Source organism: Pseudomonas brassicacearum (assembly GCF_009601685.2).
Lineage (GTDB): Bacteria > Pseudomonadota > Gammaproteobacteria > Pseudomonadales > Pseudomonadaceae > Aquipseudomonas > Aquipseudomonas kilonensis_B.
This window is the reverse complement of the sequence record NZ_CP045701.2, coordinates 3,067,065-3,080,422: the sequence shown is the minus strand read 5'-3', so window position 1 is coordinate 3,080,422 and position 13,358 is coordinate 3,067,065. Positions and strand designations below refer to the sequence as shown.

The 13,358-nt window shown below is 62.0% G+C and carries 10 protein-coding genes; all 10 read left to right on the top strand.

All coding sequences use genetic code 11. From position 1 onward, the window contains the following. Positions 1 to 20 precede the first annotated feature (20 nt). The 10 genes from GFU70_RS13420 (at position 21) to glgA (ending at position 13,358) form a co-directional block, all read left to right on the top strand. Positions 21 to 1,148 carry an acyl-protein synthase gene (locus GFU70_RS13420; protein ID WP_153388197.1) on the top strand — a complete coding sequence of 376 codons (1,128 nt, stop codon included), beginning with the start codon at positions 21 to 23 and terminating at the stop codon, positions 1,146 to 1,148. A gap of 1 nt (position 1,149) precedes the next feature. Next, entirely contained in the window at positions 1,150 to 3,585 is a 2,436-nt protein-coding gene (locus tag GFU70_RS13415; protein WP_153388196.1) for an acyl-CoA reductase, read from the top strand. 17 nt (positions 3,586 to 3,602) lie between these two features. Further along, the gene (locus GFU70_RS13410) at positions 3,603 to 4,877 is read left to right on the top strand and encodes a phenylacetate--CoA ligase family protein (protein ID WP_058545907.1); all 1,275 of its coding nucleotides are present in this window, start codon (positions 3,603 to 3,605) and stop codon (positions 4,875 to 4,877) included. After that, a complete protein-coding gene (locus GFU70_RS13405; RefSeq protein ID WP_153388195.1) occupies positions 4,874 to 5,818 on the top strand; it encodes a GNAT family N-acetyltransferase in 945 nt (314 codons plus the stop codon). The genes GFU70_RS13410 and GFU70_RS13405 overlap by 4 nt, the downstream gene beginning before the upstream one ends. A 100-nt stretch (positions 5,819 to 5,918) precedes the next feature. Next, positions 5,919 to 7,913 carry a methyl-accepting chemotaxis protein gene (locus GFU70_RS13400; RefSeq protein WP_058545905.1) on the top strand — a complete coding sequence of 665 codons (1,995 nt, stop codon included), beginning with the start codon at positions 5,919 to 5,921 and terminating at the stop codon, positions 7,911 to 7,913. Positions 7,914 to 8,235: 322 nt separating this feature from the next. Next, complete coding sequence (locus tag GFU70_RS13395) at positions 8,236 to 8,682, top strand: DUF411 domain-containing protein (RefSeq protein ID WP_058545904.1); 447 nt, start codon at positions 8,236 to 8,238, stop codon at positions 8,680 to 8,682. Continuing rightward, positions 8,682 to 9,116, top strand: a complete 435-nt coding sequence (locus tag GFU70_RS13390; protein WP_153388194.1) for a YqaA family protein — start codon at positions 8,682 to 8,684, stop codon at positions 9,114 to 9,116. The genes GFU70_RS13395 and GFU70_RS13390 overlap by 1 nt, the downstream gene beginning before the upstream one ends. Before the next feature lie 85 nt (positions 9,117 to 9,201). Further along, on the top strand, positions 9,202 to 10,233 hold the full coding sequence (locus tag GFU70_RS13385) for an alpha/beta fold hydrolase (protein WP_058545902.1): 1,032 nt from the start codon (positions 9,202 to 9,204) through the stop codon (positions 10,231 to 10,233). 11 nt (positions 10,234 to 10,244) lie between these two features. Further along, complete coding sequence (locus GFU70_RS13380; protein ID WP_153388193.1) at positions 10,245 to 11,207, top strand: D-2-hydroxyacid dehydrogenase family protein; 963 nt, start codon at positions 10,245 to 10,247, stop codon at positions 11,205 to 11,207. Between the two features lie 579 nt (positions 11,208 to 11,786). Beyond that, positions 11,787 to 13,358, top strand: a complete 1,572-nt coding sequence (glgA, locus tag GFU70_RS13375; protein WP_058545900.1) for a glycogen synthase GlgA — start codon at positions 11,787 to 11,789, stop codon at positions 13,356 to 13,358.

Here is a 13,358-nt window from a genome sequence, read left to right as displayed (position 1 = left end):
CCTTCCCTGAGGACTCCCTGATGATTCACTTTCCCCATGCCGACGCGCTATGCGCGTTGCCCCAGCCGTATGGCTGCGATTCGCTGCCGCCGGAACTGTTCGATAAAGCCATGGCCGAAATCAGCCTGTTCCATTGTCAGCACACACCCGGCTATGAACATTGGCTCAACGCCAACGGGCTCTGCGCCAATGACCTGGAACATTTGACTGACTGGTCACGCCTGCCGCCCATTTACGCCAGCTATTTCAAGCAGAGGTTATTGCTTAGCCCCACCGCCGAAGACGCACTGGAGCTCACTTCCTCCGGCACCAGCGGCCAGAAAAGCCGCATGCGTTATGACGAGCGCAGCATCACGGCGGCCCAAGGCATGGTGGCGAGAATCTTCGAGCATTACGGCTGGTCTACGCCTGATTCGCCTTGTAACTACCTGCTCTTGAGCCATGAACCCGAAGCAGCCAATCGGCTCGGCACGGCATATACCGATCAGTTCCTGTGTCGCTTCGCACCGGCCAATCGCGTCGCCTACGCCTTGCGCCGCACCGGTAAAGGCCATGAATTCGATGTCTTCGGCGTGATCAGCGCCCTGCAGGCCTTCGCCGAAGAGGGCCTGCCGGTACGGATCTTCGGTTTTCCAGCGCTGCTGTGGCATGTCCTCGAACGCATGCGTGAAACCGCTGTACAGGACCTGAAGCTTGCGCCCGGATCGCTGGTCTTCCTGGGAGGGGGGTGGAAGAAACAGGCCGCCCAGGAAATCCCCCGCCATCAGGTCTACCAACGCATCACCCGGCAACTGGGCATTGACGCCCATCGGTGCCGCGACGGCTACGGTGCGGTCGAGCACGCTGTGCCTTACATCGAGTGTGAACATCATCGATTCCACGTACCGGTCTATTCGAAAATTTTCGTGCGCCACCCCTCGCACTTCGGTGTCCAGCCGCTGGGCGAGCCAGGTTTGCTGTCGTTCGTCGCCCCCTACATCTCGTCCAGTCCGGCGCACGCCGTGGTGATGAGCGACCTGGCAACCCTGCATCCGGCCCATTGCGAATGTGGCCTGTCCACTCAATGGTTCGAACTGCACGGCCGGGCCGGCACCAGTGCCAGCCGAAGCTGCGCCATGGCCGCCGCCGAACTGATCAAGGAAAACTGATATGTACCTCATCAATGGCCAACTGAACGCCGAGCTGGCGCTAGATGCAGCACTTGAACGCCTGCAAGCGCAGTTGCCCGCCCTCCTGAACCACCCACCCCGCAGCGAAGAGGTGTTCGATTGCGCAGAAGCGTTCGTACAGATGCTGCGCACGTCCGACCCGGTCCCAATGCTCGACGAGGAACAGCGCCAGGCCCTGATGGCCTTCTGTGACCGCAAGCACCTGGGCCTCAAACTGGAACGCGAACTGGGTCTGACCCCACGCTCGTTACGGCGGATCGATTACTGCGACGGTCCCTTCGAAAGCTGGCAGCCCCTGGGCCTGGTGGTGCATGTGACGCCGGGCAATTCACCCTTGCTGGGATTCTGCGCGGCGTTGGAAGGCCTGTTGGCGGGTAATGTGAACTGGCTGCGACCCAGCACCCGTGATGGTGACTACACCGCACGGCTGCTCGCTGCGTTCCTGGCGTGCGACCCGAGTGGCCGGCTGCGCGATTACCTCGCGGTATTGCCCGTGCCCGCCGAGGAAACCGGGCGCCTCTTCGCACTGGCACAAGGCGTCAGCGCTTGGGGCGGCGAGACGGCCCTGACAGCGTTGCGTGAGCAGATTCCCAGTGGCTGCCGCTGGATCGATTGGGGCCATCGGATCAGCTTCGCCTACATCTCCTCTCTCGCTGCTAGCGCGCAGGCGCTCGATAGCCTGGTGGATGAGATCTGCCGCCTCGATCAGCAAGCGTGCTCCAGCCCGCAATGGCTGCTGGTGGACAGCGACGAGCCTGCCCGGATGCAGGCGTTAGGCGACGCCCTGGCGGCCGCTTTCGAGCGACGGGCCGGGCACTGGCCCGCACTGGAAACCACCACCGCCGAAGCGTGTGAAATCACCACCCGAACGGCGCTGGCCCGCCTGGATTACAGCTTCGCGGGAAAAACCGGTCAGGTCTGGTCGGGTAACGGCTGGCGCATCCTCTGGGAGCATCACCAAAAACTGCAACCCTCGCCGCTGTTTCGAACATTACTCTTGCGGCCAGTGCCTGAAGGAATGCTCGCTGAAACTTTGCTGCCATGGCGCAATGTGCTGCAGAGCTGCGCCCTCATCTGCGAACCGGAACGAGCACCCGCACTGGCACGCCGCCTGATAACCGCCGGCGTAACTCGCGTGACCTCCACCGCGCAGATCCAGCAAGGCTATGACGGTGAGCCTCACGATGGCGTTTATGCGTTGCAACGATTGAGTCGCCGGGTATCGGTCGGCCTCCAAGCGCAAGTCGCCAATCACCGCGTCACACTGGATGCTTCCCCGGCCGCGTTGTCGCTTTGCCCCTCGACGCCGATCCTGGACAAGACCGCGTTCATGGCGCTACCTCCGCCCCCCCAAGCACAATTGTTCTTCCGCTCCGGCGGCAGCAGCGGCGCACCGGTGCTATCGCCCTTCAGTCACCGGGATTTCCACCGCCACATGCGCGCCGCCGCCGACGGACTGCGCGCGGCGGGTCTGGACCCTGCGCAGGACCGGGTCATCAATCTTTTCTACGGTGGCAGCCTGTACGGCGGATTCCTCAGTTTCACGAAAATTCTCGAACAGATGAATGTCGTGCATTACCCCATGAGCGCACCACCAGACAACAATTTCGACGAAATCGCCAAGCTGATTGTCGAGCACCGGATCAACACGGTGGTCGGCATGCCGAGTACCTTGCATCGCCTGTTCTCCAGCCAGCAGCCGACGCTGCAAGGCTACGGTGGCGTGCGCAAAGTCATGTTGGGCGGCGAACACCTGGGGCAGGAAAGCCGACAGCTATTGCAGCAATGTGGCGTCACCCGCATTTGCTCGGCCATCTACGGGACCGTGGACGCCGGGCCCCTCGGTCACGCCTGCATCGCCAGCGGCGACGGTGTGTTCCATCTCATGGACGATATCCAAACCTTGGAAATCGTCCGCCTGGAAGATGACGCGCCGGTAGGCCCCGGGGAAACCGGACGCCTGCTGTTCACCTCCCGCGAACGCCAGGCGCGCGCCCTCCAGCGTTATGACGTCGGCGACCTCGGACGTTGGCTATCCGGTCCATGCACGTGTGGCCTGGAGTCACCGAGATTCGAACTGGGCGAACGCCATGGCCGCCTGGTACGCATCGCCACGGAATTCATCAACACCAAGGAACTGGTTGAGCGGGCGCAAGCGGCGATTCAGATCGTACTCGACCATGAGAGCGGCGGTTGTGAACGCTTGCTGATTCGCGTCGATGGCGAGGCCGAAACGGTTCGACGCCAGGTGCTGGATCTTGCACCGCTGCGCACGTCCGTCGACGCCGCGCTGCTGGTCCTGCAAGTCCAACGCTGTCCGATAGAGCGCTTCGAGCGCAATAAACACAGCGGCAAAGTCCCGCTGGTGATCGACCGCCGAATAGCTGGCGAGTTGACCTCGCCCATTGCTCTTTGAGCCTTGAGAGAATCCTGATGAGTGCTTCATTACCTTACGAGCAATGGCTCAACCACATCCGTACGCATTCAGCGTTCTATAAGACTCAGTTAAGCCATTTGCCCTCCCGGGGATGCGAGTTCGAACGATTACCGGTTGTCGATGTAAATGAATACTGGAAAGGCAGCCATGACCTGGATAATTGGCAGGTACTGACCGACGAAGTCAGGGATGCACTGGTTCTCAAAACCGGCGGCACGACCAGCCAGGGCAAAATGTCCGTGTACACCCACGCGGAATGGCAACTGATGCTTGACTGCTTCGGCCGCAGCCTGTCAGCCCAACTGGTCGCAGGGGATCGAATCGCCAATCTGTTTTTTTCCGGAGACCTGTACGCAAGCTTCCTGTTTATTCATGGCGCCCTTTGCAGCATGGACTTACCCATCACCGAGTTCCCCTTCACCGGTTCGGTGGAGCTCCACGTGTTGACCGAGGCCATCGCCGCCCACCGCATCAACGTGCTGGTGGGCGTGCCTGCGCACCTGTTGGCCTTTGCCAGCCATGTCAATGAGCAAGAACGAACGCTGCCACAGATCACCACCGTCCTGTTTGGCGGCGAGAACCTGTTCGAAAGCCAGATGCCGACCTTGAAACGTGCGTTCCCCCACGCTCGCTTTGCGTCGATCGGATACGCCAGCGTGGATGCCGGCCTGGTCGGCGCCAGCACACCCGATTGCGGCTTGGGCGAGCATCGCGTTTTCGACGAACAGACACGGGTGGAGATCATCGACGACCTGAGCAGTGAGGTCATCGATGCCTGCGGTCAAACCGGAAACCTGGTGGTGACCAACCTCACCCGGACCCTGATGCCGATCGTGAGATACCCAGTGGGAGATCGGGCCAGCTGGTGCGAACCTGCCGGCACGCCACAGCGCAAGTTCGTCCTTCAAGGGCGCAGCGCACAGAGCCGTCGCGTACGGGTTGGCGTGCTGTCGCTGTTCCCGGAAGAAATCAACCAGATCGTCCGGCGCATGGGCGGCGATCTTCAATGGCAGCTGATTATCGAGCACGTCCAGGACAATGATCGCGTGCTGCTCAAGTGGTTACCCGATGTACCGGCGAACGCTGGCCAAACGCGCTCGCAAGCGTTGAAAGACGCCTTGATCGAGCAATATCCAGGCCTCGATCAAATCCGCGTGGACGTCCAGACCTGCAATGCACAGGATCTGGAACGCCATCCTCGTTCCGGCAAGCACCTGTCGATCATCGATCGTCGGGTCTACGGTACGCCGCCAACAAGGAGCATCCCATGAGCCACGTGGTCATCAGGCCGTTCAGCCCCACGGACAGCGCCAGCACCTGCGAACTGTTCCGCCGAGTGTATGGCGATCATTACGTCTCGCCAGACGTCTACATGCCGCAGATGATCCGTCAGCACCATCTTCAGGGCCGCTGGCATTCGTTAGTCGCCGTGATCGGCGAGCGCGTGGTCGGCCATGCCGCACTGTGTCGCCTGCAGCCCGCGAGCCACGACGCCGAGCTGGCGCTGGTGGCGGTGGACCCCGATTTGCAGGGCGGGCAGATTGCCACGCGGCTGGGGCGGCAACTCCTGGACCGTTGCCAGGCGCTCGGGCTCGCCAGGTTATCGATCAAACAGGTCACCAGTCATCGTTACAGCCAACGGCTGGCACAACGGCTCGGTTTTCATGACACCGGCTTGCTGCCCGATTTCGTACCTTCTCCGTTCGCCACCGACCAGGCCGAAACCATCGTGATTGGCTGTCAGGTCAGCGGCGGCAACGATCGACCGTTGCCGCATATCCAATGGCCTGCGCAATACCAGTGGCTGATGAGTCCCCTGGCGTCGCAATTGGGCACCACCCTGGACGAGACTCCGACGGGGCTACAACCGTTGCGAGTCAGCCATTTGCCGGGACGAATCGACATCGTCGCCGAGCGCATGGATGCCTGTCTCGTCGGGCAGTTGCGACACCTGCCAACCCATTGGCCGCTTTCGGTGCGACTGGGCCTCGGCCGGCATTTTTGCACTGACTACCGCCTGCTGATGGCCGCCGGGCTCTTCTTCACCGGAATAATGCCCAACGACAGCACGCACGGCTGGCAAGCGCTGTTTCACCGCATCGCACAGGTGCGCAGGCTCACGCTGCAGTCAGCGCCGATGCAACGGCTTCACGATGAATTGCAGGCTCACGCACAAACCTGGAAAAACACTCAGGCCAGCTCGGCCGCCTGACATCACGACCTGCACTCAAGCTCTTGGCAAGGACGCCGATAGAAATTGGTACGCCCATCCCAAATTGTTTCTGAAAGACGCCTTCGTGCAAGGACCCCACATGCCTTCATTGCGCACCATTCAAGCCCGCTACACGCTCTTTTTGATCGTGTTCATGCTGGTATTGTCCATCCTGACCGTGCTGGGCATCAGCTACCTGGTCGCGCCCAAATTGCGCCACACCGAGGAGCAAGTGGCGTTGAACCGCATTGCCGAGGTCGCCGAACAGATCCAGGGCGAACTGAACAAGGTACAGGCCCAGCAGCGCAGCATCACCCAGACCATCCCTCTGCTCGACAGCGATGCCATCGACAAGGTACTGCCCGGCCTGGTGGACCAGTACGGCGAGCTGAAAGTCTTCGGCGGCGGAATCTGGCCGTTGCCCAATCAGCGGGCCGAGGGACGCAACAAATTCAGCACGTTCTGGCACCGCGACGCGTCCGGCAAACTGATCGTCAATACGTTCTGGAACAGCGACGCAGCGCCGAATTATTACGAGCAGCCCTGGCACAAGGGCGGCATGGCCACCCCGCCTGGCAAGTGCGCCTGGGCCGCAGCCTATAAAGACGACGCCAGCGCCGAACCGCGCACCAACTGCGCCATGGCCATCCAGAAAAACGGCGTGCCCTACGGCGTTTCCACCATCGATGTGACCCTGGGTTTCTTCAATGACCTGGTGGCGCGCAAGGAAGCCGACCTGAGCGCCGAGATGCTGATCGTCGAAGGCGACGGCAAGATCATCAGCAACAGCTCGCGGATCAGCGGGCCGATCGTGCTGAAAAACATCAGCGAACTGGCGGCTACCTCGCCATTCGCCGCCCAGGTCAAGGCGGGGCTGGCCAAGCGCGACCAGCCGCTGCAACGGGTCGAGTTCGACAACAAGGGCGAGGCCAGCACGTTTTTCATGCGCCCTATCGAGGGCTCGCCATGGTTCCTGGCGACCGCATTGCCAACCCACCTGATCACCGCTCAACGCGACGACGTACTGAGTACACTGAGCCTGCTGCAGATCCCGATGGTGATCCTGCTGGTGTTGATGCAGCTTTACGCGATCCGCCAGCTGACCAATCGCATGAAGGTCCTCAAAGGCAACATCGACGCCTTGTCCACCGGCGATGCCGACCTGACCCGACGCATCACCATCCGCGCCGAGGACGAACTGGGGGCGATCGGTCATTCGGTCAACCGCTTCATCGCTTACCTGCAAAGCATGATCGGCGAAGTCACCCAGGCCACGGGCGCCATGGCGTCGAGCCTGGACGATCTGCAGCGGACCTCGGCCCACACCAGCGAAATCCTGATGCGCCACGCCTCGGAAACCGACCAGACCGTGACCGCCATCACCCAGATGAGCTCCACGGCTGAAAGCGTCGCGCAAAACGCGGCCGAGACCGCGGCGTTCACCCAACGCGCCAATGAGCACGCCGATCGCTCCCGCGTGGTGGTCGGTGAAGCGTCCAACAGTGTGGTGGCGCTGATCGACGAGGTGGCCAGCGCCACCCGCAAGGTCGAGAGCATGCAACAGGACGCTCAGCGCATTACCGAGATCCTCGGCGTCATCGGTGCCATCGCCGGGCAGACCAACTTGCTGGCCCTCAACGCCGCCATTGAAGCCGCCCGAGCTGGCGAGCAAGGCCGTGGTTTTGCCGTGGTGGCCGACGAAGTACGCGCCCTCGCTGCCCGCACCCAGGCCAGCACGTCGGAAATCAACGAAATGCTGACCCGCCTGACCCAAGGCGTGAGCTCGTCGGTCGCGGCCATGGAAAACACCCAGGCCAGTTGCCAGTCAGCCGCCGATGCCACCTCCCGAGTCAACTCGGGCCTGGACGAAATGGCCGGTTCCGTCAGCCAGATCAACAGCCTGAGCACCCAGATCGCCACCGCCGCCGAGCAACAGAGCGCGGTGACCGAGGAAATCAATCGCAGCATGGTGCAAATCCGTCACATGGTGGAGGAGCTGGTGGAAGGCGGCCTGGCCAGCGAGGCCAACACCCGGCAACTGCTGGAAGCCAATACGCGGGTCAATGCGATCATGGGGCGGTTCAAGGTGCGCTGAAGCGCCCCCTTTACCCTTGGCAGCTTGCTCGATGGGCCCGTAGGAGCGAGGGGCAAGGAGCTGTGTAGGAGCTGTGTAGGAGCTGTCGAGTGCAACGAGGCTGCGATCTTTCCAAAGACACTTGAATCTCAAGCGAAAGAGATCAAAAGATCAAAAGATCGCAGGCTTCGCCAGCTCCTACAAAGCCGAGCGGAAGCATGTTCCCTCGCCGGGCGCTGCCCTTCCAACCTGACAATTCTGTAATCCCCGCCTCAGCCCCTCGTCAGCTCCCGCTCGCTACTCTGTTATCCTCCCTCCAAACCGTTCGACACGAGACTTCCCCATGGCCCATCCTCTGCACCTGCTCGCCTTGAGCGCCCTGTTCATGACCTCCCTGGCCCAGGCCGCCGAGCCAGTCACCATTGACGTGCACCGCGATGCCAATTGTGGCTGCTGCAAAAAATGGATCTCGCATCTGCAAGCAAACGGTTTCAAGGTCAACGACCATGTCGAGGCCGACATGAGTTCGGTCAAGCAGCGCCTGGGCGTGGCGCCGAACCTGCGTTCCTGCCACACCGCCGAGATCAACGGCAAATTCGTCGAAGGCCATGTCCCGGCCGATCAGGTGTTGGCGCTGAGCAAGCGCGATGACTTGCTCGGCGTGGCCGCACCGGGCATGCCCATGGGCTCGCCTGGCATGGAAATGGACGGCATGAGCGACGCCTATCAAGTGATTGGCCTGAAAAATGACGGCACGCAGACCGTAGTGGCGGATTACCCGGCCCACTGATGGGCGAAGCCTACATCGGCTTGTTCCTGGCGGCTTTCGGCGCGGCGACCTTGTTGCCGCTGCAATCGGAGGCACTGTTGGTCGGCTTGTTGCTCAGCGAGCGCCATCTGGTCTGGCTATTGCTGGCGGTTGCCACGCTCGGCAATGTCCTGGGTTCGCTGGTCAACTGGTGGCTGGGTACGCGCCTGGAGCACTTCAAGGATCGGCGCTGGTTTCCGGTCAGCCCGGGCCACCTGGACAAGGCGCGCGTGCATTACCAACGCTTCGGCCACTGGTCGCTGTTGTTCAGCTGGCTGCCGATCATCGGTGATCCGTTGACCCTGGTAGCCGGGGTGATGGGCGAGCCGTGGCGGCGCTTCCTGCTGCTCGTGACCCTTGCCAAAGGCCTGCGTTATGGCGTTCTCGCCCTGGCGACACTGGGCTGGATGAACTGAACGTTCGGGCTGTTCGGTTGCCTGTGGTTAATGTCGCCATAATCGGGCCGCGCCAGGATCGGCGGCGGCCACAAGGAGATTGACCATGCCCCGCACCACCGCGCGCTGGTTGCCCAGCCTCTTTCTCACCGCCGCCCTGCCCCTGCTCGCCCAGGCCGCCAATCCACCTGAAGGCCCAGCCTACGGAGCGCAGTTGGAGGGCTTTGAATACCCCTACACCCTCAAGCACTTCGCCTTCCATTCCCAGGGCCAGTCGTTGCAGATGGGCTATATGGATGTGCCGGCCCAAGGCAAGGTCAATGGCCGCACGGTGGTGCTGATGCACGGCAAGAATTTCTGCGCTGCCACCTGGGGCGATTCGATCAAGGCCCTCAGCGACGCCGGATACCGGGTCATCGCAGCCGACCAGGTCGGCTTCTGCACATCGAGTAAACCCGAGTATTACCAGTACAGCTTTCAGCAACTGGCGAGCAACACCCAGGCCTTGCTCAAGGCCCTCGGCGTGCAAAAGGCCATCGTCCTCGGCCATTCCACCGGAGGCATGCTCGCCACCCGTTACGCCTTGCAGTTTCCCGACCAGGTCGAACGCCTGGCGATGGTCAACCCCATTGGCCTGGAGGACTGGAAAGCCTTGGGCGTGCCCTATCGCACCGTGGACCAATGGTACGCGAGAGAGCTGAAAGTCAACGCCGAGGGTATTCGCAACTACGAGCGCACGACCTATTATGGCGGCCGCTGGAAACCTGAGTTCGAGCGCTGGGTAGACATGCTCGCCGGCTTGAACAAGGGTCCGGGTCATACGCAAGTGGCGTGGAACTCGGCGCTGATCTACGACATGATCTTCACCCAACCGGTCTATTACGAGTTCAAGGACCTGACGGTACCCACCCTGCTGCTGATCGGCACCTCGGACACCACCGCCATCGGCAGCGACATCGCGCCGCCGGCGGTCAAGGCCAAGCTGGGTCACTACGAGGTATTGGGCAAGCAGGCCGCCGGGCTGATCCCCCGCTCGACCCTGGTGGAGTTCCCCAATCTGGGGCATGCCCCGCAGATGGAAGAGCCGGATCGGTTCCACAAGGCCCTGTTGGGCTGGCTGGATAAACCCATTCCCTGACGAGGTGTTCCATGGCAGTGCAAATAGCAGTCATAGACGATTGGCAAGATGTGGCACGTGGCGTGGTGGACTGGTCGGTGCTGGACAGCGTCGGCCAGGTGACGTTTCTCCATGAATATCCCGCCGACCGCGACACCCTCGCCGAGCGCTTGCAGCGCTTCGAAGTGATCTGCGTGATGCGTGAACGCACGTTGTTCGATGAAGGCCTGCTGCGTCGCCTGCCCAATCTCAAGCTGTTGCTCACCGGTGGTATGCGCAATGCCGCCCTGGACCTGAAGGCTGCCGCCGAACTGGGTATCCAGGTGTGCGGCACCGACAGCTACAAGCACGCCACGCCCGAACTGACCTGGGCGCTGATCATGGCCCTGACCCGCAACCTGGTGCAGGAAGCCAATGCCCTGCGCGCCGGCCTGTGGCAGCAAGGTTTGGGCGGTGACCTGCACGGCAAGACACTGGCCATCCTCGGCCTGGGCAGCATCGGTACGCGGGTGGCGCAGTTCGGCCAGGTGTTTGGCATGCGGGTCATCGCCTGGAGCCAGAACCTCAGCGCCGAGCGCGCCGCTGAAGTGGGCGTGACCTATGTGAGCAAGCAGGCATTGTTCGAGCAGGCCGACATTGTTTCGATCCACCTGGTGCTCGGCGAACGCACCCGCGGCCTGGTGGATGCCCAGGCCCTGGCCTGGATGAAACGCGAGGCGCTGCTGGTCAACACCTCCCGCGGGCCGATCGTCGATGAAACTGCCCTGATCGACGCACTCCAGCACAAGCGCCTGGCCGGCGCCGCCCTGGACGTGTTCGCCCAGGAGCCTCTACCGGCCGCCCATCCGTTCCGAACCCTGGATAACGTACTGGCCACACCCCATGTAGGCTACGTCAGCCGACAGAATTACCAGCGGTTCTATTCCCAGATGATCGAAGACCTGCTGGCCTGGGCGGCGGGCCGGCCGATTCGGTTGCTGACGCCAGGGGGCTGAACTTAGAGCATCAACACACCTCCACTTGTGGGAGCGAGCTCGCTCCCACAGGGGACCCTATGTTTCCGGGAGGCGTTATTAGCCATCAAAACGCCTCCACTCCACCCGCCCTCCAATGGTGCGCCACGCCATTGCATCGCGCACGCCGATGAAACAACGCCGTTCCCTTACACCCTTTTGGTTTCGGAGAACTGCACTTCGTCGGTGCGTATCCCCCTTTGTCGTGTAAGAGATTGCCGACAAAAACCGTGATTGTCGGACAATGCGACGAAGCGAGCCGCACCGCTCTACGTTCTGACCTAGACTGCTTAACCGGGGGGAAAACCGACCAGTCATCCAGACGAAAAAAAGTCGAAACTTTTCGCAACGGCGACGGGTCAGGTTAGAGGTAGGGCAACCGCGGCTGGTGCAGTCCTTGCACTAGTCATTGCAACAGCTCCTTCAGCTGATTCGCTTCGCCGCATGGGGTAGCCGTTCGCTTTCCTCGCGTAGCGCTTGTGCGCCTGGCCGCAGGATTTGGCCAATGAAACAACAGCTCTGGCGCTTGCCGGAAACAGATCGAGAAAATGGGAGATATTTATGATCAGTGCTGCCTTAGAACCACAACAAGTCCGTTCTCAACTACCGCCGGCGGCCGAATCGCCAACGGCACCGGTGCTAGCCACCGGCGGCAAGGCACTGCTCCCCGTCGTTCGACAAAATCCCAATCGCAAGAAAGTATTGTTCGTCACTTCGGAAATCGCCGACCTGGTAAAGACCGGCGGCCTGGGCGATGTCTCCTCCGCATTGCCCCGGGCCATGGCCGGGCTGCATGATGTCCGGGTGCTGATCCCCGGTTATCCGCAAGTGATGAACAGCGGCAATCCGATCCATATCATCGGCGAACTGGGCGGCCACGCCGCACTGCCGCCCTGCAAGATCGGGCGCATGGACATGGCCGACGGCCTGGTGATCTACGTGCTGATCTGCCCGGAACTCTTTGCCCGCGAAGGCTCCCCCTACGGAGCCAACAACGGTCGCGACTGGCCCGACAACCACATTCGCTTCGCCCGCCTGGGCCTGGCCGCGGCCGACATCGCCGCCAACCTCGCGCAGATCCACTGGTGCCCGGACCTGGTCCACGCCCACGACTGGCCCGCCGGGTTGGCGCCGGCCTACATGCACTGGCGCGGGCAACGCACCCCGACCCTGTTTACCATCCACAACCTGGCCTACCAGGGCGTCGTCAGCCTGGCGTCCTGCCCGGAACTGGGCATCCCCGAACACGCCCTGCAACAGGAAGGCATGGAGTTCTACGGCAAACTGTCGTTCCTCAAGGCCGGGATGGCTTACTCCAGCCATATCACCACCGTCAGTGCGACCTACGCCCAAGAGATCACCACCCCGGCGTTTGGTTGCGGGCTCGACGGTTTCCTTGCCGCCAAGACCCAACAAGGCTTGCTCAGCGGCATCCCCAACGGTATCGATGAAAGCTGGGACTCGGCCACCGACACCCACCTGTTCCGCCAGTTCGCCATGGGCGACTGGGAAGGCAAGGCGGTCAACGCATCCCATGTGCGTGAACTCTTTGGCCTCGACGACGCCACTGGCCCGCTGTTCGCCGTGGTTTCGCGCCTGGTCTACCAGAAAGGCCTGGACCTGACCGAAGCGGTCGCCGAGTTCATCGTCGAGTCCGGCGGCCAGATCGCCATCATCGGCCGTGGCGAACCGGAAGAAGAACAGGCCATGCGTGAACTGGCGCTGCGCTTCCCCGGACGCATCGGCGTGCGCATCGGCTTCAACGAAACCGATGCGCGGCGGATGTTCGCCGGCAGCGACTTCCTGCTGATGCCATCGCGCTACGAGCCCTGCGGCTTGAGCCAGATGTACGCCCAGCGCTTCGGCTCGCTGCCGGTGGCGCGCAATACCGGAGGGTTGGCGGACACCATCGAAGATGGCATCACCGGTTTTCTATTCGATGAATCCACCGTAGAAAGCTACAAACAGGCCTTGAGCCGGGCCTTCAAGGTCTTCGAATTCCCCGACCTGCTCAACGCCATGCGCTGCCGGGCCATGTCGGCACCGTTCAACTGGTGCCAGGCCGTGGAACCCTACGCCGAACTCTACGAACAGCTGGTGGCTAAGTCACTGGGAAAATCGGCCAGACAATGA

Bases quoted from the DNA above. Each gene is read 5' to 3' on its own strand.
- GFU70_RS13420 (WP_153388197.1), top strand. From the start codon at position 21: ATGATTCACTTTCCCCATGCCGACGCGCTATGCGCGTTGCCCCAGCCG.
- GFU70_RS13415 (WP_153388196.1), top strand. From the start codon at position 1,150: ATGTACCTCATCAATGGCCAACTGAACGCCGAGCTGGCGCTAGATGCA.
- GFU70_RS13410 (WP_058545907.1), top strand. From the start codon at position 3,603: ATGAGTGCTTCATTACCTTACGAGCAATGGCTCAACCACATCCGTACG.
- GFU70_RS13405 (WP_153388195.1), top strand. From the start codon at position 4,874: ATGAGCCACGTGGTCATCAGGCCGTTCAGCCCCACGGACAGCGCCAGC.
- GFU70_RS13400 (WP_058545905.1), top strand. From the start codon at position 5,919: ATGCCTTCATTGCGCACCATTCAAGCCCGCTACACGCTCTTTTTGATC.
- GFU70_RS13395 (WP_058545904.1), top strand. From the start codon at position 8,236: ATGGCCCATCCTCTGCACCTGCTCGCCTTGAGCGCCCTGTTCATGACC.
- GFU70_RS13390 (WP_153388194.1), top strand. From the start codon at position 8,682: ATGGGCGAAGCCTACATCGGCTTGTTCCTGGCGGCTTTCGGCGCGGCG.
- GFU70_RS13385 (WP_058545902.1), top strand. From the start codon at position 9,202: ATGCCCCGCACCACCGCGCGCTGGTTGCCCAGCCTCTTTCTCACCGCC.
- GFU70_RS13380 (WP_153388193.1), top strand. From the start codon at position 10,245: ATGGCAGTGCAAATAGCAGTCATAGACGATTGGCAAGATGTGGCACGT.
- glgA (WP_058545900.1), top strand. From the start codon at position 11,787: ATGATCAGTGCTGCCTTAGAACCACAACAAGTCCGTTCTCAACTACCG.